We start from the raw sequence: 25,109 nt of genomic DNA on the forward strand, positions 1-25,109 counted from the left end.
AAGAGCAGTGAGCGCAGATCTCACATGGAACACTGAGTGTTAATGGTGACTCTGCACGGGGCGTAAGCTCCGATATCACAACCATAATCGCAACACTTATGCGACGCAGACGTCCACCGCAAATTCGATTTGTACGGTAAAGGATGCTCCTGATGTCAAAGAAATTTTCTACCCTGGCGCTGCTGGTGGCTGTCTCTCTCAGCGGCTGCGCTGCACAGCACACTGCCACGACCCAACCTGCTGCTGATATCCCGAAACCTGCTGCCCCGGCACAGACCAACGACATCAAGCGCGATCTGGCTGACGGCCTGTATGAAATGGTCCTGAGCCCGAAAGAGGATGCGCTGTATGTTCCAGCTCGGAGGGTTTCAAGGATGTGCAGGGCGGGGTGGTCTACAAGCTCGATCCGGCGACCCTTAAAACCACCGGTCGCAGCCATACCGATCTGAAAAACTTCGCGCTCGCTATCTCCCCGGACGGCAAAACGGTCTATGCCACCAACTCGCTGGACGGCGGGATCAGCGCCATCAGCACTGAAGACGGCAAAGTGAAAAAACGTCTGCTGTTTACCGAGCGCAACAAAGAGGGCTATCCGTACGGCGCGCGTCAAGTGCTGCTGCATAACGACCTACTCTATATCGGCGGAGTGGGCGATCCCGCAGTGGTCTGGGTGGTGGATGCGAAGACCCTGACGCTGAAAAAAACCATCAAAAACGCCGGGCAGTGGGTGACCGGCCTGTTGTGGTCTGAACAAACCGGGCGTCTCTACGTGGCCAACGGCGGCGGCGAAATTCTGATTATTGACCCCCGCAGCAACCGCATCGAAAAACGCTGGAAGCCGCTTGGCGATAAACCAGCGCTGCTGCTCAACCTGGCGGAGGATCCCGCTACGGGTCGCCTGTTTGTCACCGACAACTCCAAAGCTAAAACCACGCTGGTGCTGGATATCCGCAGCGGAGAACTCATCAAACAGCTCGACGTGGGCGACTCGCTGGCGGTGAAGTTCAACGCTAAACGCAACGAGCTCTACATCACCCAGCGCGAAAGCGGCAAGCTGTTGAGCCTGGATGCCACCACCTATGCGGTGAAGCAGAGCTGGGATCTGCCGCCAAACCCCAACAGCCTGCTGCTGTCGGCGGATGGTCAGACCCTGTACGTCACCGTTAAACAGCCGTTCAACAAAGATTACTCCACCAACGGGCCGGACAGCGTGGTGCGTATCGCCCTGAAATAGTCTTTTTTTATAACAATCAAGGCCCGGCGACGGGCCATTTTGCGCGCACGTTGAAAGAGTTAATCATGAACCACACCAGAACAATGAATAAAACGCTGCTGGCCCTCGCCATCGGCACCATCGCCCATTCCGCCGTCGCGGCGGAGAGCAAAAAAGAAGAGACCCTCGTGGTGCAGGCCGCTGCCAGCGATTTTAAACCCGGCGGCGACCAGCTGGTGCCAGCCTTCCTGGACGGACAGGTGGCAAACGGCGGGCGCATGGGGATGCTCGGGCAGCAAAATGCCATGGACGTGCCGTTTAACATCATCAGCTACACCTCGAAGCTGGTGGAAGATCAGCAGGCGCGCACCATAGCCGACGTGGTGGCTAACGATGCGGGCGTCCAGTCCGTGCAGGGCTACGGCAACAGCGCGGAGAGCTACCGCATTCGCGGCCTGAAGTTCGACGGGGATGATATGACCTTCGGCGGACTCTCCGGGGTGCTGCCGCGTCAGGTGGTGGATGCGCAGATGGTGGAGCGGATTGAGATCTTCAAAGGGGCCAACTCCCTGATGAACGGCGCGGCCAGCTCCGGCGTGGGCGGGATGATCAACCTTGAGCCGAAACATGCAGGTGCCACGCCGCAGGCGAAAGTGGGCGTGGACTACACCTCCGATTCCCAGATTGGCACTACCCTGGATGCCGGACGTCGCTTCGGTGACAACGACCAGTTTGGTGCCCGCGTCAACGTGGTTCATCGGGAAGGTGAAGCCCCGGTCGCCAACGACCGCCGTCGCACCACGCTGCTCTCCACCGGCCTCGACTATGCGGGCGATAACTTCCGCAGTTCCGTGGATCTGGGTTATCAGAAGAAAACCTTCCACGGTTCAGAAACCGGGGTCAACGTCTCCGCCGTGGATTTTGTACCGGAGCCGCCGAAAAACGATCGCAACTACTCCCAGAAATGGGCCTACAGCAATATCGAAAACGAATTCGGCATGTGGCGCAGCGAGTATGACATCACCGATAACTGGACCGCCTATACCGGCCTGGGGGCACAGCACGCCCATGAAGAGGGGCTTTACAGCGGTGCGAAGCTGGTGGACAAGAGCGGCAAAGCCACCGCGTCCCGTCTGGATACCAACCGCCTCAGCGACAGCGTGAGCGGCATGGCGGGCATTCGCGGTAACTTCGATACCGGCTTTGTCTCGCACAAGGTGAACGTCGGCTATTCGGCGATGACCAAAAACGAAAAAATCGCCTGGAAGATGTCGGCCGCGAAGGATAACCCGGTCACCAACATCTACCACAACACCGGCGTGGATGCGCCGCCGAGCACCAACTTCAACGGCTCAGGCGGCAACTACAGCGATCCGCTGACCAGCGGCCGCACCCGCACTCAGGGCTGGCTGCTGAGCGACACCCTCGGCGTGCTGGACGATAAACTGCTGTTTACCGTCGGCGCCCGTCATCAGAAGGTGGTGATCCGCGGCTATAACAAAATCACCGGGATGGAAAATGCGGCTGACAGCTTCGATGGCGACCGCTGGATGCCAACCTACGGCGTGGTCTACAAGCCGTGGGAGACGGTGTCTCTCTATGCCAACCACACCGAGGCGTTGCAGCCGGGTAAAACCGCGCCAAACACCGCCATCAACTACGGTCAGAGCACCGGTATCGTCCACTCGAAACAGAACGAAGTGGGGGTGAAGGCCGATTTCGGTCGCGTGGGCGGCTCGCTGGCGCTGTTTGAGATCAAAATGCCGTCCGCCATTCTCGACAGCCAGACCAAATACTACGGTCTGGATGCCGAACAGCGTAACCGCGGTGTGGAGCTGAACATCTTTGGCGAGCCGATGCTGGGCCTGCGTCTGAACGCCAGCGCCACCTGGCTGCAGGCGGAGCTGACCAAAACCAACAACGGCGTAAACCAGGGCAACGACGCGATTGGCGTGCCGAACTTCTACGGCGTGCTGGGGGCCGAGTATGACATCAAACCCGTCGATGGCCTGACCGCCACCGCCCGGGTGAACCACTCTGGCTCGCAGTATGCGGATCTCGCCAACAGCAAGAAGCTGGATAGCTACACCACGCTGGATCTGGGGGTGCGTTACCGCTTCGCGGTGAACAATGACCAGAACCAGATGACCGTTCGCGCCGGGATCGAAAACGTCACCGATGAGAACTACTGGGCAAGCGTGGATGACAGCGGCACCTACCTCTTCCAGGGTGAGCCGCGCACCTTTAAGGTTTCTGTCGGCTACGAGTTCTGAGTTCGTTCCTTGTTATCGGGGCAGGGATGCCCCATCGTCCGACTGTTATAAAAATGTAATCAATTGTTCTTATAGTGTTCCCACTTTATCGTTTCTTAGCCAAAAGAAAGGAAGCCATCGTGGGTAAACCTCTTAAGTCCGTATTCAAAAAAGAACATCGTGACGATGTCAGCAATCCCAGCGCTAACCCGGTATTTTCCAGCGTGGCGGAGATGTTTCTCTCCCGCCGTCGCTTCTTGCAGATGGGTGCCGTAGCCGGTGCCGCCGCCTCTTTCCCGTTCCTGCTCAAGCCTGAAAGCGCCCTTGCGGCGGTTTCACAGCCTTCCGCCCTGAGCAAGGCGGTTTCGCTCGGCTTTACCAGCATTCCGGTCTCCACCGACGACACGGTCAGGGTGCCCGAGGGCTATATCGCCCGGCCTTTCTACCGCTGGGGCGATGCCACCGGCATTAAGGGCACCATGCCGGCGTTCAAATTTGACGCCAGCAACACCACCGATGAGCAGGCGGCCCAGGCGGGCATGCACCATGACGGTATGGCGTGGTTTAGTCTGCCGCAGGGGGAGGAGAACCCCGGCCACGGCCTGCTGGCGATGAACCATGAGTATATCGACAACGGGATGCTCTTTACCGACGGCACTGCCACCTGGAGCCTGGACAAAGCGCGTAAAGGCCAGAACGCGATGGGGGTGTCGGTTATCGAAGTGAAAAAGAACGGCAGTGACTGGGAAGTGGTGCGCCCCTCCAGCTTCGCCCGCCGCATCACGGTCAACACCCCGATGCAGATCACCGGCCCGGCGCGTCAGCAGGATTTAATGAAAACCGCCGCCGATCCGCAGGGCGAGCGGGTGCTCGGCACCATGCAGAACTGCGCCAACGGCCACACCCCGTGGGGAACTTATCTCACCTGCGAAGAGAACTGGTCAGATATTTTTGTTAAGAAAGGCGAGCGGAACGCGCTGGAGAAGCGCTACGGCATCAGCGACAGCGATGAGTCCTACCGCTGGAGCGAAGTGGACGACCGCTTCAACGTGGATAAAACCCCTAACGAGCCCAACCGCTTTGGCTGGGTAGTCGAGATCGACCCCTATAATCCAGACTCCACGCCGCGCAAGCACACCGCGTTAGGGCGCTTCAAGCATGAAGGCGCCGCTGTCACCCTGGCCGCCGATAAGCGCGTGGTCACCTACATGGGCGACGACCAGAAGTTTGAGTACATCTACAAATTTGTCTCCGACAATAAATATAACCCGGCGGATCGCGATGCCAATATGCAGCTGCTGACCACCGGCACGCTCTACGTCGCCCGCTTCAACGACGACGGCTCCGGCGAGTGGTTGCCCCTGGTCTTCGGCCAGAACGGGCTGGATAAGAGCAAAGGCTTCGAAAGTCAGGGCGATCTGCTGATCAAAACCCGTCTGGCGGCGGATGCGGTTGGCGCCACCAAAATGGATCGCCCGGAGTGGATCGCGGTCGATCCCCACAGCAGCGGCAGCGTCTACTGCACCCTGACCAACAACAGCGATCGCGGTAAAGAGGGCAAAGCGCCGGTGGATGCGGCCAACCCGCGGGCCAATAACACCTTCGGCCACATCATGCACTGGCTCGAAGAGGGGAGCGATCCCGCGGCCCTGCGTTTCAAATGGGATATCCTGGTGCTGGCCGGACGCACGGACACGACGGATGAAAAGGCGAAGGGCAGCATGAAGGGGGCCGAATTTGGCAGCCCGGATGGCCTCTCTTTCGACCATCAGGGCGTGCTCTGGATCCAGACCGATGTCTCCTCCAGCACCATTAACAAAAAAGCCTATGAGGGGATGGGCAATAACCAGATGGTGGCGACCATTCCGGGCACCAACGAGTATCGCCGCTTCCTGACGGGCCCGCGCGGCTGCGAAATCACCGGCATTGCGTTCACCCCGGACAACCGTACGCTGTTTATCAATATTCAGCATCCGGGCGAGGGTGGGGATGACATTACCGACCCGGCAAACCCGCGCGCCGTTTCTAACTGGCCGGACAACAACCCGAACGGACGTCCTCGCGCGTCAACGGTCGTCATCACCAAAGCGGACGGCGGCCTGATCGGTTCGTGATCCCCTCCCGCCGGGCAGCAGCCGTTGCCCGGCGTTTAACTTGCTCCCGTCTGCCTGAAGTGTTAAAAGGTGCCCCTTCCTCAAAAAGAGACAGGGCCAGGCCGTGAGAAACGCCTCATCCGCTTCAGACAAAAGTGCTGCTGAAGCCGCGTCGGAACAGACACCGACGCTCCATCGTGGTTTACAAAATCGACATATTCAACTTATCGCTCTCGGTGGCGCTATCGGCACCGGACTGTTCCTCGGCATCGGGCCCGCTATTCAGATGGCCGGCCCCGCCGTGCTGCTGGGCTATGCCATTGCGGGCATGATCGCCTTTCTGATCATGCGCCAGCTCGGTGAGATGGTGGTTGAAGAGCCGGTCTCCGGCTCCTTTGCCCATTTCGCCTACAAATACTGGGGCCCTTTTGCGGGCTTCCTGTCGGGCTGGAACTACTGGGTGATGTTCGTGCTGGTGGGCATGGCGGAGCTGACCGCCGCAGGCATCTACATGCAGTACTGGCTCCCGGACGTACCCACCTGGGTCTGGGCCGCGGCGTTCTTCATCATCATTAACGCCGTCAACCTGGTGAACGTGCGCCTGTACGGTGAGACGGAATTCTGGTTCGCGTTGATCAAGGTGCTGGCGATTATTGGCATGATCGGCTTTGGCCTGTGGATGCTCTTCTCCGGGCACGGCGGTGAGCGGGCGACTATCGACAACCTGTGGCAGCACGGCGGCTTCCTCGCCACCGGCTGGAAAGGGCTGGTGCTGTCGCTGGCGGTGATCATGTTCTCCTTTGGCGGACTGGAGCTTATCGGCATTACCGCCGCCGAAGCCCGCGATCCGCACAAGAGCATCCCGAAAGCGGTCAACCAGGTGGTCTACCGTATTCTGCTGTTCTATATCGGCTCGCTGGTCGTCCTGCTGGCGCTCTACCCGTGGGTGGAAGTGAAGTCCGACAGCAGCCCGTTCGTGATGATTTTCCACGATCTGAACAGCAACCTGGTGGCATCGGCACTTAACTTCGTGATTCTGGTGGCCTCGCTGTCGGTCTATAACAGCGGCGTTTACTCCAACAGTCGGATGCTGTTTGGTCTCTCCGTGCAGGGTAACGCGCCGAAGTTCCTGACCCGCGTCAGCCGTCGCGGCGTGCCGGTCAATTCGCTGCTGCTCTCCGGGGGCATTACCTCCCTGGTGGTGCTGATCAACTACCTGCTGCCGCACGAAGCCTTTGGCCTGCTGATGGCGCTGGTGGTGGCAACGCTGCTGCTGAACTGGATTATGATCTGTCTGGCCCACCTGCGTTTTCGCGCAGCGATGCGTCGCAAAGGGCGCGAGACGCAGTTCAAGGCGCTGCTCTATCCGGCGGGGAACTATCTCTGTATCGCCTTCCTGGCGATGATCCTGGTGCTGATGTGCACCATGGATGGCATGCGCACCTCGGCGATCCTGCTCCCGGTGTGGATTGTCTTCCTGTTTGCGGCGTTTAAACTCTCCCGCAAAAAGTAGTGCGGTTTCTGCCCGGCGGCGCTGCGCTTGCCGGGCAGAAATAATCAAATGTGGAACGCGACCCGCTTTCCGGTAGGCAGTATGACATCAATACTCACTTCGCCCCCTAAAGCTGTAACGTAGCGTTTCAGGGTAGAAAGGCGTGGATCATTATCCGGCTGCTCTATTTTCGCAACAGTAGGTTGTTTAACGCCCATCGCGGCGGCAAGCTCTGTTTGCGACATATTGAGCTCTTCACGCAGTTGGTTGAGCGCAACAATAATGCGTAATTCTTCAACCTTAGCGGCTATCCGCTCCTGGCTTTCTTCACTCTGCTGGGCCATCAGTTCTTTTAACGTTGCCATTTGGCCTCCTTACTCGCCAGATATTTGCTGAACTCAGCGTCAGCTATGTTAATCATACGCTTATAGAAATGCTTATCACCCGCGCCTGTCTTGTTGCCAGCGCATAAAATAATGGCCTGACGCCCGGGATCGAAGGCAAAAAAAGCGCGAATCGGATCGCCTGCATGCTGAATGCATAGCTCTTTCATATTGGTGTATTGCGATGCCTTAACGGTATCAACCCAGGGCCGCCCCAGTTGAGGGCCATACTCAGAAAGAATATACAACGCTGCCAGGACATCTTCTTTCAGGGCTTGTTTCTGATGGTGAAACCATTCGTCAAACATATCCGTTGTTTCGACTTCCCACATAGTGATTTCCTTATAGCCTTTTGGCTATAAAATAATATAGCCAAAAGGCTATACCTGCAACTGCCCAGCCTCCATAAAACCGTAGGTCGGGTAAGGCGAAGCCGCCACCCGGCACCCCCGCGCACCCTACTTCACCTTTATCGTGACCCCTCTCGCACTTCTTAACCGATCCCCAGGATCTTTGTTTTGTAATCGATTACTTTTCATTTGATACGGTTTGTAATCGATTACTTTTTAAGGGTGGGGCTTATCATGGTGTCGACAACTGAAAGTAGTGGAAAGGTGACAGGGGAGTACCGGCTGCTGGTACCGCGCCTCTCCCTGATGATGTTTCTGCAATTTTTTATCTGGGGTAGCTGGTCGGTAACGCTCGGTCTGGTGATGACCCAGCACAACATGTCATTGCTGATTGGCGATGCCTTCTCCGCCGGGCCGATCGCCTCTATTTTATCGCCGTTTGTGCTCGGAATGCTGGTGGACCGCTTCTTCGCCTCGCAGAAGGTGATGGCGGTGATGCACCTGGCCGGGGCGGCGATCCTGTGGTTCGTGCCGGGGGCGCTGATCGCGGAGAACGGCGCGCTGCTGATCGGCCTGCTGTTTGGCTATACGCTTTGCTATATGCCAACCCTGGCGCTGACCAATAACATCGCCTTCCACAGCCTGGCGAACGTCGACAAGACCTTCCCGGTGGTCCGCGTGTTTGGCACCATCGGCTGGATTGTGGCGGGGATCTTTATCGGCGTCACCGGCGTGGCCGCAAGCATCACCATCTTCCACGTGGCGGCGGCCAGCTCCGTCCTGCTGGCGCTCTACAGCCTGACGCTGCCGCACACGCCTGCCCCGGCCAAAGGGATGCCGGTGAAGGTGCGCGATCTCTTCTGCGCCGACGCCTTCGCCCTGCTGAAAACCCGTCACTTCTTTATCTTCTGCCTGTGCGCAATGCTGATCTCCGTCCCACTCGGCACCTACTACGCTTATACCGCCTCTTACCTGGCGGATGCCGGGATCGCGGATGTCAGTACCGCCATGTCCTTCGGCCAGATGTCCGAAATCTTCTTTATGCTGGTGATCCCGCTGCTGTTCCGCCGTCTGGGTGTTAAATACATGCTGCTGATCGGCATGCTGGCGTGGTTTGTCCGCTACGCGATGTTTGCCCTGGGGGTAAGTGAAGAGGGGCGCATTCTGCTCTATCTCGGCATCCTGCTGCATGGCGTCTGCTATGACTTCTTCTTTGTGGTGGGCTTTATCTATACCGACCGCGTGGCGGGCGAAAAGGTCAAAGGCCAGGCGCAGAGCATGATCGTGATGTTCACTTATGGTATCGGGATGCTGCTGGGCTCGCAGATTTCCGGCGCGCTCTACAACCGCCTCGTGGCGGGGCAGACCGTGCCACAGGCGTGGGTAACATTCTGGTGGATCCCGGCGGTGGCTGCTGCCGTGATTGCACTCGTTTTCCTTGTCTCGTTCAAATATGACGATGACAAGGCGTAATTTCTGGAGGTGGTATGAGGACGATTAAAGGCCCGGGTATTTTTCTGTCGCAGTTTATCGGGGCACAACCCCCGTTCAACACCCTCGACGGGCTGGCCGGTTGGGCGGCGGAAAAGGGCTACAAAGCGCTGCAAATGCCCTGCAACCATAAAGCGATTTTTGACGTCGAGCAGGCGGCAGAAAGCCAGACCTACTGCGACGAGATAAGCGGCAGGCTGGCGGAGAAGGGGCTGGTCATCAGCGAGCTCTCCACCCATCTGGAGGGGCAGCTTATTGCGGTCAATCCGGTCTACGACGAGGCGTTCGATAACTTCGCTCCTCCGGCGGTGCGCGGTAACGCCAGCGCCCGCCAGGCCTGGGCGACCGACATTGTAAAAAAGGCGGCGGTGGCCTCGGCACGGCTCGGTTTAACGGCCCATGCCACTTTCTCCGGATCGCTGGCGTGGCCGTTTATCTATCCCTGGCCGCCGCATAACGAGGCGCGTTTTGCGGAGGCGTTCAGCGAGCTGGCCCGCCGCTGGCGACCCATTCTGGATACGTTCGATGAGCAGGGGGTTAACGTCTGCTATGAAATTCATCCCGGGGAAGATCTGCACGACGGCGTCACCTTCGAGCGTTTTCTGGCGCTGGTAGACAACCATCCGCGCTGCAACATGCTTTACGATCCGAGCCACCTGCTGTTGCAGCAGATCGATTATCTGACCTGGATCGATCACTACCATACCCGCATCAAGGCGTTTCACGTTAAGGATGCCGAATTCCGTCCTAACGGGCGCAGCGGGGTGTATGGCGGCTATCAGAGCTGGATCAACCGCGCCGGACGCTTCCGTTCGCCGGGGGACGGGCAGATCGACTTTAAGGGTATCTTCAGCAAGCTGACCCAGTATGACTACGACGGCTGGGCGGTGCTGGAGTGGGAGTGCTGCCTGAAGGAGGGGGAAACTGGGGCGCGGGAAGGGCGCGAGTTTATCTCCCGCCACATTATCCCGGTATCCGATCGGGCATTTGATGATTTCGCCGCAGGAGAGCGTGATGATTAACGTCGGCATTATCGGCAGCGGCTTTATCGGCCCGGCGCATATCGAAGCCCTGCGCCGTCTCGGGTTTGTGCAGGTGGTCGCCCTCTGCGATGGCTCGCTGGAACAGGCGCAAGAGAAAGCCCGGGCGCTGAATATTCCCCACGCTTACGGCAGCGTGGAGGCACTGCTGGCGCACCCGGAGCTGCACGTGGTGCACAACTGCACCCCTAACCATCTGCATGCGGCGATCAACCGCCAGATCCTGCGTGCCGGTAAACATGTTTTCTCCGAAAAGCCGCTGTGCATGACGCCAGACGAGGCGCGGGAGCTGGTCACGCTGGCGGAACAGGCGGGGGTGATACACGGCGTGAGCTTTGTCTACCGTCAGTTTGCGATGGTGCGCCAGGCGGCGAGCATGGTGGAGCAGGGCAGTCTCGGACGGCTGTTTGCTGCCCACGGCAGCTATCTGCAGGACTGGATGCTGCTGGAAACCGACTACAACTGGCGGGTCGATGCGTCGCTCGGGGGCGCATCGCGGGCGGTGGCCGATATCGGTTCCCACTGGTGCGACACCATTCAGTTTCTGACCGGACGGCGCATCACCGAAGTGATGGCCGATCTCGCTATCGTCTGGCCGACCCGCAAGGCGAACGTCGCAGGTACTCAGACCTTCAGCCAGGTGGGCGACGCGGTGTATGAAGACAAACCCGTCACCACCGAGGATTTCGGCTCGGTGCTGTTCCGCTTCGACGATGGCAGTAAGGGCTGCTTTACCGTCTCGCAGGTGAGCGCCGGACGTAAAAACCGCCTCAGCCTGGAGGTGAACGGCAGCGAGGGCTCCGTGGCCTGGGATCAGGAGGTGCCGCAGCAGCTCTGGGTAGGCCATCGGGCGCAGGCCAATCAAGTACTGACGGACGATCCGGGCCTGATGAACCGGGATGTGGCCGACAGCGCCCACTTCCCGGGCGGCCATATCGAAGGCTGGCCGGATGCCTTTAAAAATATGATGGCGCACTTTTATCAGGTGGTACAGGCGGGCAGGATGCCGGAGAAGCCGGTGTTCGCCACCTTCCATGACGGGGCGAGCGTCATGTATATCATTGATGCGATAGTCAAAAGCCATCAGCAGCAGCGCTGGGTCGCTGTCGCGCAGTAACACGTTGCCCGGTGCGCCGGGCAGCCCATTTATGGTAGCCTGCTGCAAACGCAAACTGCAGGATCACTCGTCGCTATGTCAATTCAGAAAATCGCCCAACTGGCGGGCGTCTCGGTGGCGACGGTATCGCGCGTGCTGAATAACAGCGATACCGTCAAAGCCAAAAACCGCGAGCGCGTCTTGCAGGCGATTAAAGAGGCGAACTATCAGCCCAATCTTCTGGCCCGCCAGCTGCGCACGGCGCGCAGCTATATGGTGCTGGTGATGGTTTCCAACATTGCCAACCCGTTCTGCGCCGAGGTGGTGAAGGGCATTGAGGAGCAGGCGGAGAAAAACGGCTACCGCATTCTGCTGTGCAACTCCGGCTCCGATATTGAACGCTCCCGCTCGGGGCTCAGCCTGCTCTCCGGCAAAATGGTCGACGGCATTATCACGATGGATGCCTTCACCCGCCTTCCTGAACTGGCGGCACTCATCGGTGATGCCCCCTGGGTGCAGTGCGCTGAATACGCCGATGCGGGGGCGGTCTCTTGTGTGGGGATCAACGATGTCGACGCCTCCCAGCATGTGGTCAGCCGCCTGGCCGACGGCGGACGACAGCGGATTGCGCTTATCAACCACGACCTGAGCTACAAATATGCCCGCCTGCGCGAGCGGGGCTATAAAAGCGTGCTGCATCTGCGCGACCTGGCGTATCAGGCGGTAGAGTATGCGAGCGATCTGAGCGCGGCGGCCGGGATGACGGCGATGAGCAAACTGCTGGCAACAGAGCCGCGCCCGGATGCGGTGTTTGCGGTCTCCGATACCCTGGCCGCCGGAGCGCTACGCGCTATCGAAAAGGCCGGGCTGCGCGTGCCGGAAGATATCGCGGTGGTGGGTTTCGATGGCACCGAACTGTCGGAGATGGTCTCGCTGACCACCATTGAACAGCCATCGCGGGATATCGGGCGCAAGGCGGTCGATCTGCTGCTGAACAAAATCGACAACCCTGATGCGCCCACGGAGCGGGTGATGATGAACTGGCGCTTTATTTCCCGCGCCAGCACCTGAGTTATTTTACCAGCACGCCGGCCAGGGAGCGAATATCGTTCCCGGTGGGAGACTGGTGAATGCGCAGGCCAAATTCATCGATCACCGCGAAAATATGGTCGAAAATATCGGCCTGAATCGCCTCATATTCTGCCCAGATGACGGTGTTGGTAAACGCATAGATTTCAATCGGCAGACCGTTGGCGTCCGGCGCTAACTGGCGAACCATTAACGTCATATCCTGGCGAATACGCGGATGGTTGCGCAGATATTCATTCAGATAGGCGCGGAAGGTACCAATATTGGTCATTTTGCGCAGGTTTAGCACCGATTCGCCTTCACCGTTTTGCTGATTCCACAGGGTGATTTCCTCATGGCGCGTGGCCATATAGGGCTTGAGCAGCTTTGCCTGAATCAGCCGCTGTTGCTCCTGTTCGTCGAGGAAATGGATGCTGGTGGTATCAATATTCAGGCTGCGCTTAATGCGTCGTCCGCCGGAGGACGACATGCCGCTCCAGTTGATAAAGGCGTCGGAAACCAGCGCCCAGGTCGGGATGGTGGTAATGGTGTTATCAAAATTACGCACCTTGACGGTGGTCAGGCCGATATCGGTTACCGTGCCGTTGGCGCCATATTTCGGCATCTCCAGCCAGTCGCCGAGCTTGAGCATATCGTTGGCCGAGAGCTGAATGCCCGCCACCAGCCCGAGAATGGGATCTTTAAACACCAGCATCAGCACCGCCGCCATCGCGCCCAGGCCGCTAATCAGAATGGCGGGAGACTGACCAATCAGCAGGGAGATAATCAGGATCCCCACCAGAATGGCACTCACCAGCTTGATGCCCTGGAAGATACCCTTCAGCGGCAGCTGCGAGGCGGTGGCCATTTTTTGCGACAGATTGAAAATCACGTCCAGTAGCGAGAAGAACGCCAGCAGGGCGTAAACCATCACCCACAGCTTGGCGCAGGTGGTTAATATCTCTGCCGCATCGCTGCCTTTTTGCAGCCACAATACCGCCTGCACGTTGACAATTATCCCCTGCAGGGTAAAGGCCAGACGGTGAAATAATTTATTCTCGGTAATGATTTGCAGCCATAAATGGCTGCTGGCCCGGGCGCGTTTCTCGAAGGCCCGCAATACCACTTTGTGCAGAATAAAGTGAATAATCAGTGCAGTAAGAAAAATAATTCCAAAGATAATCACGAGGGAAGTGGTGTGATTAATTTCAATACCTGACTCTTCGACCAGGGAAATAAACTCCTGCATAACATCTCCTGTATTAAAGCAGCCGCCATAATGGCGGCTGCGGATCGATTATGCAAACCCAGGGGCTTACCGGGACGCGTGACAGGCTTTCGTCACCGGCAGGCTAAGACGATGGCGCAGCCGCAGGGTCGCCAGCGCCAGCACCACCATCATGCCCGTTTCCACCGCCAGGAAGAGGTTAATCGCCTCCGCGTAATCCCCGTGATGGTTTTGCAGGGCGTGGAGCAAAATCGCGCCAAATATTGCAGGCCCCAGGCCGAGCGCCGCCTGTTGCAGGGTGCTGAGAATGGCGCTGGCGGCCCCCGCGTCGTCGGGCTGAATATCGCGCATGCCGATACGGTAGAAGCTGTTCACAATCAGTGCCTGACCATAGCCCACCAGCCCGGTGGCCGGGGCGAGGGTCAGGGCGGTATTCTCCAGTCCCCAGATGCGGAAGGTGGCGATCAGCGCCAGCAGGCCGGTTATCTGAATTGCCAGGCCGGTAAGCAGAATGGTGCTGGTGCTGTAGCGGGCAATGAGACGTGGGGCAAACCACGCCGAGACGAAATAGGTCACGCCCAGGGCGATAAAGCTGTTGCCGGATTGCCACGGGGCCATCCCCAGCCCGGTCTGCATGGTTAGCGCCATGCAGAACATAAACCCGGACCAGACGCTGAAAAAGAGCATCGCAATCAGCACGCCAAAGCGAATGCTGCCGAGCTGCATCAGACGCGGTGGGATCAGTGGATGGGCGCCTTCACGCTCTTTTTTACGCGCGTTCAGCACCATCAACCAGCCCAGCGGAATAATAGCGAGAAGCATCGCCTTCAGCGGCCAGGACCAGTGCCACTGCGGCCCCAGCGCCATCGGGAACAGCAGGCAGCAGAGGATCGCGGCCAGCAGCGTGGTGCCCGGCCAGTCGATGCGCGACGGCGTATCGCGACGGGTTTCCGGAACAAAACGACGGCTCAGAGCCAGCACCAGCAGGCAGATCGGCACGTTGATAAAGAAGGCGTTGCGCCAGCCCAGCCCGGCGATATCCGCCGACACCAGCCAGCCGCCGCCCATCTGCCCGACGATAAAGGCAATCCCGCCGATGCCGCCAAACAGACTGATGGCTTTGGCGTGAGCGGTGCCTTTCAGCGTCACATGCAGGGTGGCGAGGATCTGCGGCATGATCAGCGCAGCCCCCGCGCCCTGCACGATGCGCGCGGCCAGCAGTTGCTCAATATTGCCTGCCACGCCGCACAGCAGTGAGGCCAGGCCAAAGCCCGCCACGCCCCACATAAACAGACGGCGGCGCCCGAGGTTATCTCCCAGCTTGCTGCCGAGCGCCAGACAGACGGCGAAGGCCACCCCGTAGAGGGCGACAATCAGCTCCAGCTCGGTGGCGGTGGCGTGCAGCGAGTGAGTGATGGAATCCAGCGCCACGTTGGTGATCGAGGTATCGATCAGCGGCAGCATCTGGCCGGTTAACAGCAATATCAGGCCTGCCCGGCCCGGTGAAACAGCTGACCTATTCATGGTGACTCCATTGCGTCATTCATCAGATGGTCGTAGCATCAACCATCTGATAAACGGGTACCAGTTCTTGCTTATACTGGTACTGGCACTACCATGCAGGGGGCACTATGGCGCTGATGTCTGAACCGGTCACCGCACTCCAGGATGACACCCGTAAACAGCTGGGCGCCTTTTTACGCGCCCGACGCGAAAGTCTCGACCCGCAGCGTCTTGGCCTGCCGCGCAGCGGTCGCCGCCGCACGCCGGGTCTGCGGCGTGAAGAGGTGGCCATGCTGGCGGATGTGGGCGTCACCTGGTACACCTGGCTCGAGCAGGGCAGGAATGTAAACCCGTCCAGCGCGGTGATGGCGGCGGTGGCGAAAGCGCTGCAATGTACCCCGACCGAAGCCCGCCACCTCTTTCTGCTGGCTGGCCTGCCGCCGGGCGAAGCGCCGCAGGCGGTCTGCTGCGAGGGGATCAGCGAAGGCACCCGACGTCTGCTCGATACTCTGATGCCAAAACCCGCCAGCATTCAGAAACCGAATTTCGATATCGTGGCGTGGAATGACAGCTTCGGTCATCTGATGGGCGTCGACTTTAACGCCATTCCGCCGGAAGATCGCAACTGTATCTATCTCTTCCTCACTCACCCCGCGTGGCGCGCCCGGCTGGGCAAGCGTGATGACGTGTTGCCGATTTTTGTCTCCTATTTTCGCGCGGCGATGGCCGAGCACCGGGGCGACCCGCAGTGGGAGGCCAAACTGGCACGCTTCTTTGCGGTATCTGAAGAGTTTGAAACCCTGTGGCACCAGCGCAACGACGTGCGCGGCGTGGAAAACCAGCTCAAGCTCTTTACCCATCCCGACCTGGGCGATTTTCATCTCCAGCAGATGTACTGGTACTCCGCTCCGCGCAACGGCTCGCGGCTGCTGGTCTATCTGCCGGTGGATGAGGCGGGGGAGAGGGCAATTGCGTGGCTGGCTGCACAGAAATAATTTCTGCGAGGGGCTTTCAGGGAATAGAAGTCACTCCGGTCTGGCCTGGATAAAGGGTGTAAGGTAAATCACGAAAGGCAAAATTAGCCTTTAATGCAAATTGCCTTACATGCTAATATTTTCAGGGATGAAAAATCGTGTTCAGACTTATCGTTCATCAGGCAGTCAGAGAAGAGATCCTCTCGTTGCCTGCAGGCGTACAGGCGAAGCTGATTCGTCAGCTTGATAAATTGCGTGCTAACCCAACGGCGCTTCGGGAGCCCGACAGCAAGCCATTACCCCATGGTTTGTTTGAAATAAGAACCGTCGGTCTGATTCATAGTCGCGGGATCTATGTTTATCAGCGGGAAAAAACAATTTATCTGTTGCGTGTATTTATCAAGAAGACGAAGAAAACGCCTTCTGCTGAAATCCGTCTGGCACTGAAAAGACAACAGGAGATGTTGGATGAGCAAGAAGATCATTGACTGGGATACGTTAAGAGCGGAGCTGTTAAGCGATTCAGATGTGCAGGCTGCCTTTGACGCCGAAGAGCGTAAGGCGCGGCTACAGGAGATGCTGGCACAGTGGCGCAAACAGGCTGGACTGACGCGTGCGCAGGTGGCGGAGCGCATGGGGGTCAGCGCGCCAACCGTATCCCGAATGGAAGCCAATATTACCCGGGCGAGTCTGGATACCTTAACGCGTTATGCGTTGGTGTGCGGCGTTAAGCATCCGCAGATTACGCTCTATTGAAAACAGGCACGCCGGAACCCAGCGTGCCAGTAGTCATTAGCACTCAGTCACAATCGTGCTCAGCGGCAGACGCGATTTCGGCAGCGTGGCGTTGAAATCTTCCACGCTGTGATGCCCGACCGGCACGACCACCTGGCTGGTGAAGCCTTTCTCTTTCAGACCGAACTCTTCGTCGAGGATGGCGGCATCGAAACCTTCAATTGGCACCGCGTCCAGACCCATTGCGGCCACGCCCAGCAGGAAGTTGCCGACGTTCAGGTAAACCTGTTTTGCCATCCAGTGATGATCGTCTTTCAGATCGACACGGTGCATATCGGCGAAGAAGGTGCGGCCCTTGTGGTTAGCAGCTTTCGCTTCCGGGGTGGCGAAGCGGCCATCGGCCTCTTCCTGATCCACCACGCGGTTCAGCCAGGCATCGTCCATCGCGGTTTTGGCGCAGAACACCACCACGTGAGAGGCATCCAGCATTTTACGTTCGTTGAAGACAAAGCCACCGGCTGCGGATTTCGCCACGCGCGCTTTGCCTTCTTCGGTGCTGGCGACGATAAAGTGCCACGGCTGCGAGTTGGTGCTCGATGGGCTGTACTGCAGCAGAGTTTTAATCTGTTCCGCCTGGTCGGCAGTCAATTTTTTGCTCGGATCAAAGGCCTTCGTCGAGTGACGCTTTAAGGCAACAGAGATGATATCCATAACGACTCCTGGGGTTTAATGCAAAAGGGAAAATGATACAAAGGGAAGGGAACAAAGGTAAGGGCATTCCGAGCGCTTAAGGGCCCGGACGCAGACGTTTTTGCTCTTTTTTCGGCAGCTTATCCACCACCAGATGCCACGAATCATTGACCAGATCGGCGATCAGCTCAGGGGTGATATCCTCCGCCGCGTAAACCGAAATCCAGTGCTTTTTATTCAGATGGTAACCAGGCTCAATGCCCCGGTAGATCTGCTGGTTGAGCAGCGATTTTTGCGGGTCGGACTTCAGGCTTACGTGCTGGCGCCCGCGCGCGACGCCAATCAGCATAAAAATCTTGCCGCCGACCTTAAACACATCGTAATCCGGGCCAAACGGCCAGCAGTGTTCGGTAAAGGGCAGCTCCAGCGCCACCTGTTTTGCGCAGGTGGCGAGCATTTTACTGTCCATCGCTATCCTCTTCGGCCAGCGCCCGCCACATCGCTTCAAAACCCAATGCTTTAAATTCGGCTGCGCGGGCCGGTTCGCGGGTAGCGAAGGACATGGTAGTCTCCGCCAGGGATAAAAAGAGCGCGTCGCCAAACAGCCGGAACTCTTCCGACATAAACACCGGGCGAATATGGCGACGGCACAGCTCATGCAGTTCCGGGAACATCTCATGCACCGCCTGCTCGGTTTCGGCGTTGATCTTCTCGCTCACCCCAAGCTGGCGGATGGCGCCGTGGGCCACCGGATTGCGGATCCCCCAGTCAACGTAGCTGTTCCAGATATTGCGGGTATGCTCTTTTGGCTGGGTCAGGGCGCGATCCATATTCGCCAACATGGTCTGGCATAGATCCTGTTTCAGGTGCAGATAGAGGGCGTTGAGCAGATCGTCTTTGGTAGCGAAATAGCGAAACAGGGTGCCTTCTGCCACGCCCGCGCTGCGGGCGATTAACGCAGTAGAAGCCGCAATGCCGGACTGGGCAAACGCGGTGGTTGCCGCGTCCAGCAACGCCAGTTTTTTATCTTCACTTTTCGGACGAGCCACTGCATTTCCTCCAGGTAATGTGCAAAAACCCCGATTGAATCATGCCCTTTGTGGGGCTGCAACGCGGAATGTCAAAGATCTTAAAACGTCTTGACGACTTTCGCATCACTTCTATAATGAGTGCTTACTCACTCATAATCAAGTTTTGCCCGCGCAGGCCATCGGATGGGGCGCGAATTCGGGTCGGGATATGAAAAAGCGTTTTATTGTTAGCGTGGTGGTAGTGATGATGATTGCATCCGCGGCGAGTTTGCCGTTTGTACTCAATGCCGGGTTCGGCCAGCCGCCACAGGGCGCGCAGCTGAGTGAGTTTGCCGCTTCGCCGCAGTATCGCGACGGCCAGTTCCATAACACCTTGCCGACACCCGGCTTTACCGGCAACAAGAACATGGTGGCGGCGTGGTGGGATTTTCTGGTGACGAAGCGTGAGAACGCACGTCCAGCCCAGCCGCTGCCGCTGGTGAAAACCGATCTGGCCACGCTGCCTTTGGATCAAGAGACGCTGGTCTGGCTCGGCCACTCCTCGTGGTATCTGCAGCTGGCAGGCAAACGCATTCTGATCGATCCGGTATTCAGCAACTATGCCGCACCTTTCTCTTTTCTCAATAAAGCCTTTGCCGGGGAGTACCCGTGGCGTGCCGAAGAGATGCCCGATATCGATCTGCTGATTATCTCGCACGATCACTATGATCATCTCGACTACGCCACCATTAAAGCCCTGTTGCCCAAAGTGAAGCGCGTGGTCACGCCGCTCGGGGCGGGATCGCACCTGCGCTACTGGGGGATGGAGCCCTCGATCATTGAGGAGCGGGACTGGGAGCAGTCGGTGCGGATCAGCGACGATCTCACCGTACATGTCCTGCCGGCGCGCCACTTCTCCGGGCGCGGGCTCAAGCGCAACCAGACGCTGTGGGGCAGCTTTATGTTTGTCACCCCAGAGACGAAAGTGTTCTACAGCGGTGATTCTGGCTATGGCCCGCACTTTAGCGCCATTGGCGAGCGCTTCGGCGCCGTCGATCTGGCGATCATGGAGAACGGCCAGTATGACCAGGACTGGAAGTACATCCACATGCAGCCTGCCGAAACGGCGCAGGCGGCGGAGGATCTTAATGCCAGCGCGGTCGTACCGGGCCACTCCGGGCGCTTTGTGCTGGCAAAACACACCTGGAACGACCCACTGATCCAGCTTACGCAGGCCAGCAAGGATAAAAAATATCGCCTGCTGACCCCGGAGCTCGGTGAGCCGGTCAGGGTAGATGATGCCACGCAACAATTTCGTGCGTGGTGGGAATAATGTTAAATCGAAGAGCAGAGGGGGAGAGCAGCATGACTATTTCCGCTCAGGTTATCGACACCATTGTCGAGTGGATCGACGACAACCTTCATCAGCCGTTGCGTATCGAGGATATCGCCCGACATGCGGGCTACTCCAAATGGCACTTACAGCGGCTGTTTATGCAGTACAAAGGCGAGAGTCTGGGGCGCTATATTCGCGAACGTAAGCTGCGGCTGGCGGCGCGGGATCTGCGTGAATCGGATGAAAAGGTCTACGATATCTGCCTGCGTTACGGCTTTGACTCCCAGCAGACTTTTACCCGCGTCTTTACCCGCACCTTTAACCAGCCGCCTGGGGCGTATCGCAAGGATAACCACAGTCGCGCGCATTAACAGCAGACTTAACGCGCAAACCAGCGGCGCCAGATGAAACGCAGAATAAAGAATTCAATGGCGCCGAGCAGTAAAAACCACAGGCAAAAGATGATGGTGTAAAGCTGATTCAGATCCATCAGATGGAAGAGGGTCATCAGCTTTTGCGCCACCACCAGCCCCAGCGACGGCGCAGGTAGTAACAGAACGGAGAGAAAGGCCATCAACAAAATGCCGCCTGCCGTTAACAGCGATTCTAACGGGTGTCTCATGATTATGTTAATCGTCAGTTAAAAATAACATTGTCACGGATAGGGCTTCGTAAAGCAATATCAACCGTCAGACGCAGGCGCGATAAATAATGGTCCGCTAATTCGCTGATATTTCCCTGTCAGAAAAATCTCTATTCAATTAACCTGCGTTAATGTCAATTATTGTCAGCCTCCGGCGAATAGTTTTACAAAGGTATAGGTACTCATTCCAATTAACGTTGCAATAACAATGGCAACAAAAATATATAACGCCAGGCGTCGTCCGCGATAAATCCCAAACATGGTTCCCTCTCGTTTAGTTTCGGTTTAGAAATAATTTGTAAAAATCGCTCTGGTGAAATGAAACGTTACCGGTTTAATGCCGCCGACAACAATAATAGTGCGATAAATTAATTTTCCTGACAACCCAATATTGTCGACAGATTTATAAAAGCAGATATGGAATTCAGGCTTTTGCTCACCGCAATCTGAAGGAGCTGAAATATGACCAAAATGCACCACACCCAGACGCCGCCGCCCACCACGCCAGACATGGCCTATCAGCAGACCGTAGAGCAGACGCTTGCCGCGCAGCAGAGCACCGCGGCGGGTCTGAGCCGCACGCAAGCACAGGCGCGGCTGGACAAGCATGGCCGCAACGCGCTGCCGGAGAAGAAAGCCAGACCAGCCTGGCTGCGTTTTCTGGCCCATTTTAACGATGTGCTGATTTATGTATTGCTGGCCGCTGCACTATTAACGGCAATAATGGGCCACTGGATCGATACCCTGGTTATTCTGGGTGTGGCGGTCATTAACGCGTTAATTGGTCATATTCAGGAAAGTAACGCCGAAAAATCACTGAGCAGCATCCGGAATATGCTCGCCAGCGATGCTCGTGTTATTCGTGACGGCGATCATGAAACAATACCCACAACTGAAATAGTTCCCGGGGATATTATTGTTCTGCGTGCCGGGGATCGTATTCCGGCCGATATGCGTTTAATTGAGGCGCATAATTTACGCGTTGAAGAGGCTATTCTCACCGGCGAATCGACGGTGGTGGATAAACACACCCAGCCGCTGAACGGGGAATTACCGCTCGGCGATCGCACCAATCTGGTCTTCTCCGGTACCACGGTGAGCGCAGGCGGCGGCGTTGGGGTAGTCATTGCCACCGGCCAGGAGACCGAACTGGGCCACATTAATCAGATGATGGCCGGGATCGAGAAGCACCGCACTCCGCTGCTGGTGCAGATGGACAAACTCGGCAAGGCCATCTTCGGGATCATCATGGCGATGATGGCCGCGCTGTTCGTCTTTAGCCTGCTGCTGCGCGACATGCCGCTCGGCGAGCTGCTGCTCTCTTTGATTAGCCTGGCCGTGGCGGCGGTTCCGGAAGGTCTGCCTGCCATTATCTCGATTATCCTGTCGCTGGGCGTACAGGCGATGGCCCGCAAGCGCGCCATCATCCGTAAACTGCCCACCGTGGAAACCCTTGGGGCGATGACCGTGGTCTGCTCGGATAAAACCGGCACCCTGACCATGAACGAGATGACCGTCAAGGCGATCATCACCGCCGACAGCTGCTACCGCGTTGAGGGCGACAGCTATGCTCCGGAAGGCAACATCTCTCTGGAGGGCAGCGACGAGCCGGTGCAGATCCAGCCGGGTACGGTGCTGGAGCACTATCTGCGCACCATCGACCTGTGTAACGACAGCCAGATGATCGAGGACGAGCGCGGCCTGTGGCGTATCACCGGCGGGCCGACCGAAGGTGCGCTGAAGGTACTGGCGGCCAAAGCGCGGCTGGCACCGGTAACGACCACGCTGATTAACAAGATCCCGTTTGACTCCCAGTACAAGTACATGAGCGCCCACTATCGGATAGGGGACGAGGAGCAGATCCTCATCACCGGCGCGCCGGACGTTATTTTCGCTCTCTGCGCGCAGCAGCAGATCCGTAATGGTGCCGAAGCCTTCAACCGCAGCTACTGGGAAGCTGAGATGGAGCGTTACGCGCGTCAGGGGCTGCGTATGGTGGCGGCGGCGTACAAACCGGCGAACGGTGAGCAGACGTTAACCCACGACGACCTCAGCCACGGCCTGATCTTCCTCGGTATCGCCGGGATGATGGATCCGCCGCGTCCGGAAGCGATCGACGCCATTCATGCCTGCCAGCAGGCGGGGATCCGCGTCAAGATGATCACCGGGGATCACCCGCAGACGGCCATGAGTATCGGCCAGATGCTGGGGATCGCCAACAGCGGCCAGGCGGTGACCGGCTCCCGGCTGGAACAGATGGATGATAGCGAGCTGGCAAAAGCGGCGGTGGAGTACGATATCTTCGCCCGCACCAGCCCGGAGCATAAGCTGCGCCTGGTGAAAGCCTTGCAGGAGAAAGGTGAAATCGTCGGTATGACCGGCGACGGTGTAAACGATGCCCCGGCGCTGCGCCAGGCGGACGTGGGCATCGCGATGGGCATCAAGGGCACGGAAGTGACCAAAGAGGCGGCGGATATGGTTCTGACGGATGATAACTTCGCCACCATCGCCAGCGCGGTGAAAGAGGGGCGTCGCGTCTACGACAACCTGAAGAAGACCATTCTGTTTATCATGCCGACCAACCTGGCGCAGGGGCTGCTGATTGTGATTGCTCTGCTGGCGGGGAACATCATTCCCCTGACGCCGGTGCTGATTTTGTGGATGAACATGGCGACCTCCGCCACGCTCTCCTTCGGGCTGGCGTTTGAGGCCGCCGAGCGCAACATCATGCGTCGCCCGCCGCGTCAGACCGGGCAGCACGTGATGGATGGTTATGCCGTCTGGCGGGTGGCCTTTGTCGGCACCCTGATCGCTGTCGCCGCCTTTGCGCTGGAAGCCTGGCTGGCTCCGCGCGGCCACAGCGCGGAGTTCATCCGCACCGTGCTGCTGCAGATGCTGGTCTGTGCCCAGTGGGCCTACATGATTAACTGCCGCAACACCGAAGGTTTCTCCCTTAACCGCGGCCTGCTGGCGAACAAAGGTATCTGGCTGGTGACGGGCGTGCTGTTGCTGCTGCAGCTGGCAATTATCTACCTGCCGTTTATGCAGATGCTGTTCGGCACCGAAGCGCTGCCGCTGCGCTACTGGGGTGTAACCCTGGCGACCGCGGGCGCGATGTTCTTCATCGTCGAAATCGAGAAGCGACTGACCCGCAGGTTCCGTAAGGCGGCATAACGTTTGGCCCTCTCCCAAAGGGAGAGGGCCAAACTATCACACCTCAGGAGATCGCTTTGGAGGTTAAAACAGAGCGATTACGGGCTGGTCGCCCAGACCTCACACTGTTTTTGCACTAACGAGATGAGCGAGCCGCCGTCTGCGATAAAGTCCCGCATGCGCTGGGCCTCGCTCTTCTCCTGTTTCAGGCTCCGGGCGATATCTTCAATCGCACTCGACGCCCCAAGCTTCTGCGCAGAAGGGGCGACGCGCTCCAGCAGCCAGGCGAGATCTTCTGCAATGGTTTTTTGTTCCCCGGTGTGGACGTCCGTCAGAATCCCCTCCAGCCCGTAGCGGCAGGCCTGAAAACGGTTAAAGCGATAGAGTAAAAAATCCCGCTCCTGATGCTTATAAGGCCGGGTGGTGAGCAGCCAGTGGGAGGTGGCCTGGATCAGCCCCGCGATATTAATGGCATGGGAGAGGGTCAGCGGCGTGTCCATCACCCGCACCTCCACGGTGCCAAAATGGGGGCTCGGGCGAATGTCCCAGTGCAGATCCTTGATACTGTCAATCATGCTGGTATGGCTCAGACGCCGGAAAAGCCCTTCGAACTCCTGCCAGCTGTTAACCCACGGCATCAGGCCGTTATCCGGGAACCCGGAAAAGATATTGAGGCGCGAAGAGGAGAATTTCGTGTCGGTGCCCTGCATATAGGGCGACGTGGCCGCCAGGGCGATAAAGTGCGGCACAAAGCGCGACAGCCCGTGCAGCAGGTAAATAGCGTCATCCCCGGTTCGGCAGCCCACATGAACGTGCTGACCAAACACCGTGGCCTGCAAAATCAGATAGCCAAAACGCTCAAGCGTGGCGTTGTAGCGTTCGTCCTCGCACACCTCCTGACGCTGCCACTTCTGAAACGGATGCGTACCGCCGCCGCAAATCTGAATATGCTGCTCCGCCGCAGCCCGCAAAATGCTCTGCTGCAGGGCGGAAAACTGCGCCGCCGCCTGGTCGATGTTCTGACAGACGCCGGTGGCGATCTCCAGCATGCTTTCGGTGATGTCGTGCTTCACTTCACCGCTTTTGATGTCATCTTTCACGGCGGCGATAAGCGCAGAAGAGTCCTGACTGAGATCGTAGCCCGGCGGGTTAACCACCTGCAGTTCCAGTTCGATACCGAGGGTGTAGGGTTCAGAGGATTTAAAATCGGGTAAAGGCATGGCGCACTCCGTTGTCTGTGATGAGTTGAGTATAGACAACGGGTGAGGTTCTCCCTTTCCCTATGGAACAGGCCCAGTCTACCTTGACGCTCCAGAGTCGTTATCGCTATTAATATTGGCCTGATTATTAACATTAAGG

Annotated in this window: 22 protein-coding genes and 1 pseudogene; 14 read left to right on the forward strand and 9 right to left on the reverse strand. The window is 58.0% G+C overall.

What is annotated here, in order from left to right:
* Positions 1 to 152: 152 nt before the first annotated feature.
* The 4 genes and pseudogenes from FHC51_RS11120 (at position 153) to pheP (ending at position 7,071) form a co-directional block, all read left to right on the forward strand.
* Positions 153 to 1,234 (forward strand): annotated as a pseudogene (locus tag FHC51_RS11120) (YncE family protein).
* 65 nt (positions 1,235 to 1,299) lie between these two features.
* Entirely contained in the window at positions 1,300 to 3,486 is a 2,187-nt protein-coding gene (locus FHC51_RS11125; RefSeq protein WP_220435539.1) for a TonB-dependent siderophore receptor, read from the forward strand.
* Between the two features lie 119 nt (positions 3,487 to 3,605).
* Positions 3,606 to 5,579, forward strand: a complete 1,974-nt coding sequence (locus FHC51_RS11130) for a PhoX family phosphatase (protein ID WP_220435540.1) — start codon at positions 3,606 to 3,608, stop codon at positions 5,577 to 5,579.
* Between the two features lie 103 nt (positions 5,580 to 5,682).
* Positions 5,683 to 7,071, forward strand: coding sequence for a phenylalanine transporter (pheP, locus tag FHC51_RS11135; RefSeq protein ID WP_156237965.1), 1,389 nt, complete (start codon positions 5,683 to 5,685; stop codon positions 7,069 to 7,071).
* A gap of 44 nt (positions 7,072 to 7,115) precedes the next feature.
* Here the strand turns inward: pheP and FHC51_RS11140 are convergent, their stop codons facing one another.
* Together FHC51_RS11140 and FHC51_RS11145 are read right to left on the reverse strand one after the other, a co-directional pair.
* Entirely contained in the window at positions 7,116 to 7,415 is a 300-nt protein-coding gene (locus FHC51_RS11140; protein WP_103178550.1) for a helix-turn-helix domain-containing protein, read from the reverse strand.
* Entirely contained in the window at positions 7,403 to 7,765 is a 363-nt protein-coding gene (locus tag FHC51_RS11145; RefSeq protein ID WP_220435541.1) for a type II toxin-antitoxin system RelE/ParE family toxin, read from the reverse strand. The genes FHC51_RS11140 and FHC51_RS11145 overlap by 13 nt, the downstream gene beginning before the upstream one ends.
* 252 nt (positions 7,766 to 8,017) lie before the next feature.
* Here FHC51_RS11145 and FHC51_RS11150 point away from each other — a divergent pair, with 252 nt between their 5' ends.
* The 4 genes from FHC51_RS11150 to FHC51_RS11165 all read left to right on the forward strand — a co-directional run bounded on the left by FHC51_RS11150 (position 8,018) and on the right by FHC51_RS11165 (position 12,481).
* Positions 8,018 to 9,256 carry an MFS transporter gene (locus FHC51_RS11150; protein ID WP_220435542.1) on the forward strand — a complete coding sequence of 413 codons (1,239 nt, stop codon included), beginning with the start codon at positions 8,018 to 8,020 and terminating at the stop codon, positions 9,254 to 9,256.
* A gap of 14 nt (positions 9,257 to 9,270) precedes the next feature.
* A complete protein-coding gene (locus tag FHC51_RS11155; protein WP_220435543.1) occupies positions 9,271 to 10,296 on the forward strand; it encodes a sugar phosphate isomerase/epimerase in 1,026 nt (341 codons plus the stop codon).
* Positions 10,289 to 11,431 carry a Gfo/Idh/MocA family protein gene (locus FHC51_RS11160; protein ID WP_220435544.1) on the forward strand — a complete coding sequence of 381 codons (1,143 nt, stop codon included), beginning with the start codon at positions 10,289 to 10,291 and terminating at the stop codon, positions 11,429 to 11,431. The genes FHC51_RS11155 and FHC51_RS11160 overlap by 8 nt, the downstream gene beginning before the upstream one ends.
* A 75-nt stretch (positions 11,432 to 11,506) precedes the next feature.
* Positions 11,507 to 12,481, forward strand: coding sequence for a LacI family DNA-binding transcriptional regulator (locus FHC51_RS11165; protein WP_220435545.1), 975 nt, complete (start codon positions 11,507 to 11,509; stop codon positions 12,479 to 12,481).
* A 1-nt stretch (position 12,482) separates the two neighbouring features.
* On the opposite strand, the gene FHC51_RS11170 is transcribed toward FHC51_RS11165, so the two are convergent.
* Both FHC51_RS11170 and FHC51_RS11175 read right to left on the reverse strand, forming a co-directional pair.
* Entirely contained in the window at positions 12,483 to 13,727 is a 1,245-nt protein-coding gene (locus tag FHC51_RS11170) for a mechanosensitive ion channel family protein (protein ID WP_220435546.1), read from the reverse strand.
* 66 nt (positions 13,728 to 13,793) lie between these two features.
* A complete protein-coding gene (locus FHC51_RS11175) occupies positions 13,794 to 15,230 on the reverse strand; it encodes an MFS transporter (protein ID WP_220435547.1) in 1,437 nt (478 codons plus the stop codon).
* A 107-nt stretch (positions 15,231 to 15,337) separates the two neighbouring features.
* On the opposite strand from FHC51_RS11175, the gene FHC51_RS11180 reads away from it, so the two are divergent.
* The 3 genes from FHC51_RS11180 to FHC51_RS11190 all read left to right on the forward strand — a co-directional run bounded on the left by FHC51_RS11180 (position 15,338) and on the right by FHC51_RS11190 (position 16,939).
* On the forward strand, positions 15,338 to 16,204 hold the full coding sequence (locus FHC51_RS11180) for a helix-turn-helix transcriptional regulator (RefSeq protein ID WP_220435548.1): 867 nt from the start codon (positions 15,338 to 15,340) through the stop codon (positions 16,202 to 16,204).
* A 137-nt stretch (positions 16,205 to 16,341) separates the two neighbouring features.
* Positions 16,342 to 16,671: a type II toxin-antitoxin system RelE/ParE family toxin gene (locus tag FHC51_RS11185; protein WP_114315711.1), complete on the forward strand. Its 330-nt coding sequence runs from the start codon at positions 16,342 to 16,344 to the stop codon at positions 16,669 to 16,671.
* Positions 16,652 to 16,939, forward strand: a complete 288-nt coding sequence (locus tag FHC51_RS11190; RefSeq protein WP_103178559.1) for a helix-turn-helix transcriptional regulator — start codon at positions 16,652 to 16,654, stop codon at positions 16,937 to 16,939. The genes FHC51_RS11185 and FHC51_RS11190 overlap by 20 nt, the downstream gene beginning before the upstream one ends.
* Positions 16,940 to 16,975: 36 nt before the next feature.
* Here FHC51_RS11190 and nfsB read toward each other — a convergent pair whose 3' ends face one another.
* The 3 genes from nfsB to FHC51_RS11205 form a co-directional block, all read right to left on the reverse strand.
* Positions 16,976 to 17,629: an oxygen-insensitive NAD(P)H nitroreductase gene (gene nfsB, locus FHC51_RS11195; RefSeq protein ID WP_220435549.1), complete on the reverse strand. Its 654-nt coding sequence runs from the start codon at positions 17,627 to 17,629 to the stop codon at positions 16,976 to 16,978.
* Positions 17,630 to 17,705: 76 nt separating this feature from the next.
* The gene (locus FHC51_RS11200) at positions 17,706 to 18,077 is read right to left on the reverse strand and encodes an MmcQ/YjbR family DNA-binding protein (protein WP_220435550.1); all 372 of its coding nucleotides are present in this window, start codon (positions 18,075 to 18,077) and stop codon (positions 17,706 to 17,708) included.
* Complete coding sequence (locus FHC51_RS11205) at positions 18,067 to 18,657, reverse strand: TetR/AcrR family transcriptional regulator (RefSeq protein WP_114315708.1); 591 nt, start codon at positions 18,655 to 18,657, stop codon at positions 18,067 to 18,069. Before FHC51_RS11205 ends, FHC51_RS11200 begins: the two co-directional genes overlap by 11 nt.
* Positions 18,658 to 18,847: 190 nt before the next feature.
* Here FHC51_RS11205 and FHC51_RS11210 point away from each other — a divergent pair, with 190 nt between their 5' ends.
* Both FHC51_RS11210 and FHC51_RS11215 read left to right on the forward strand, forming a co-directional pair.
* Positions 18,848 to 19,951: an MBL fold metallo-hydrolase gene (locus FHC51_RS11210; RefSeq protein ID WP_220435551.1), complete on the forward strand. Its 1,104-nt coding sequence runs from the start codon at positions 18,848 to 18,850 to the stop codon at positions 19,949 to 19,951.
* A gap of 32 nt (positions 19,952 to 19,983) precedes the next feature.
* The gene (locus FHC51_RS11215) at positions 19,984 to 20,325 is read left to right on the forward strand and encodes a RamA family antibiotic efflux transcriptional regulator (RefSeq protein ID WP_103178564.1); all 342 of its coding nucleotides are present in this window, start codon (positions 19,984 to 19,986) and stop codon (positions 20,323 to 20,325) included.
* 8 nt (positions 20,326 to 20,333) lie between these two features.
* Here FHC51_RS11215 and FHC51_RS11220 read toward each other — a convergent pair whose 3' ends face one another.
* Entirely contained in the window at positions 20,334 to 20,576 is a 243-nt protein-coding gene (locus tag FHC51_RS11220) for a DUF1158 domain-containing protein (RefSeq protein ID WP_103824118.1), read from the reverse strand.
* A 492-nt stretch (positions 20,577 to 21,068) separates the two neighbouring features.
* Here FHC51_RS11220 and FHC51_RS11225 point away from each other — a divergent pair, with 492 nt between their 5' ends.
* Positions 21,069 to 23,771 (forward strand): cation-transporting P-type ATPase, encoded by a 2,703-nt coding sequence (locus tag FHC51_RS11225; RefSeq protein ID WP_375373820.1) that lies wholly within the window; start codon positions 21,069 to 21,071, stop codon positions 23,769 to 23,771.
* Between the two features lie 77 nt (positions 23,772 to 23,848).
* Here the strand turns inward: FHC51_RS11225 and FHC51_RS11230 are convergent, their stop codons facing one another.
* Positions 23,849 to 24,970 (reverse strand): YbdK family carboxylate-amine ligase, encoded by a 1,122-nt coding sequence (locus FHC51_RS11230; RefSeq protein ID WP_220435553.1) that lies wholly within the window; start codon positions 24,968 to 24,970, stop codon positions 23,849 to 23,851.
* Between the last annotated feature and the right edge of the window lie 139 nt (positions 24,971 to 25,109).

This window comes from Leclercia sp. EC_58 (assembly GCF_019584355.1).
Classification (GTDB): Bacteria; Pseudomonadota; Gammaproteobacteria; order Enterobacterales; family Enterobacteriaceae; genus Enterobacter.